The sequence below is a fragment of the Massilia sp. CT11-108 genome (genome assembly GCF_047302915.1).
In the GTDB taxonomy this organism is placed as follows: Bacteria; Pseudomonadota; Gammaproteobacteria; order Burkholderiales; family Burkholderiaceae_D; genus Telluria; species Telluria orientalis.
Genome location: NZ_JBKYMO010000908.1, coordinates 1 through 1,338, shown reverse-complemented (window position 1 = coordinate 1,338; position 1,338 = coordinate 1). Strand labels below are relative to the sequence as shown.

General features: G+C 55.7%; 1 protein-coding gene. It reads left to right on the top strand.

What is annotated here, in order from left to right:
* Window positions 1-133: 133 nt before the first annotated feature.
* A complete protein-coding gene (locus tag ACEN88_RS31895; protein ID WP_413346191.1) occupies window positions 134-1,324 on the top strand; it encodes an IS4 family transposase in 1,191 nt (396 codons plus the stop codon).
* Window positions 1,325-1,338: the final 14 nt, after the last annotated feature.

Here is a 1,338-nt window from a genome sequence, read left to right as displayed (position 1 = left end):
CCTGACCCTTCCCCACATATTTTTCTTGTAGGTGGACGGGGTTGCTGTTAGCTTCCGGTGAAAAAAGCTGGTGCATGCATGGCTGTGTTAGCCCTCTCTTTCGTAGCGTCCAAACTGCGAAGGAGAATCAACCATGCACGCACACCGCATCATACAAAATCTATTGGACACGAAGTGTCCCGAGATCCATGCCAAGCGCCGCGGCTGTATAGCGAAAGTGGCAGAGGCCGGCAGAATCGGCGGGCTTGGTGTCGTCAAGATGGGGCGCTGTCTAGACACGAAGACGAGCATTCGTCATCGCATCAAGTGCTGTGATCGTCTGCTGAGTAATCGTCATTTGCCGGCTGAGCGGCTAACGATTTTTCGTGCTCTGGACGAAGCCGTCCTGGCTGGTCATCGGCACATTGCCATTAGTGTCGACTGGTCCAATTTGGTGCCTGACGGAAGCTTGCATCTCTTGCGCGCCGCGGTCACCGTCAAGGGACGTGCCTTGGTTCTTTACGAAGAGGTGCATGCGGAATGCGACCTGGGATCTCCGAAGGTACATCGCCGCTTCCTCGAGACGTTATGCTCGCTATTGCCCGATCAATGCCTGCCGATACTGGTCACTGATGCCGGGTTCCGGGCAACGTGGTTCAAGCTGGCCACGAGAATGCACATTTCGTGGATTGGGCGCATCCGGAACCGTGACATGGTATGTGCCGAAGGATCCGGACAATGGGACGGCTGCAAGACCTGGTATGCCGGAGCGACAGCAAAGCCACGCTGTCTTGGCCGTTTTGAGTATGCACGCTCCAACGCGACGCCATGTCAGCTGGTGCTGTACAAAAAGGCACCTCAAGGGCGCCATCATCGCACCAGCTTCGGCAAGAAGACGACGAGCTCCAATAGCAAGAAAAACAGGGCTACTCAAGTTGAACCGTGGTTACTCGCCGTCTCCCCGGACCTGGAAGCATTGAGTGCGAAACAGGTAGTGGAGATCTACGCTGGCCGGATGCAGATCGAGCAGACCTTCCGGGATTTAAAAAATGCTCAATGGGGAATGGCATTATCAGAGAGCCAGACGCGCGCGCCCCAACGTCTGGAAGTACTCTTGATGCTGGGAGCATTGATCAGCTATGCCCTCTGGCTGATCGGCTTGGCGGCGGCAAGCGCTGGCTACCACATCAATTACGGCAACACGAAGAAGTCGGGGCCCACGCTCTCAATACTAACCCTGGCACGTCATTATTTGGCCGATTGCGTACGACCTCAGTTGGATCGCCACGCCTTCCAGCTCGCCCGACTTACACTGATCAATCTGGTGCAGGTAGTGAAAATTTGAGGGGAAGGGTCAGG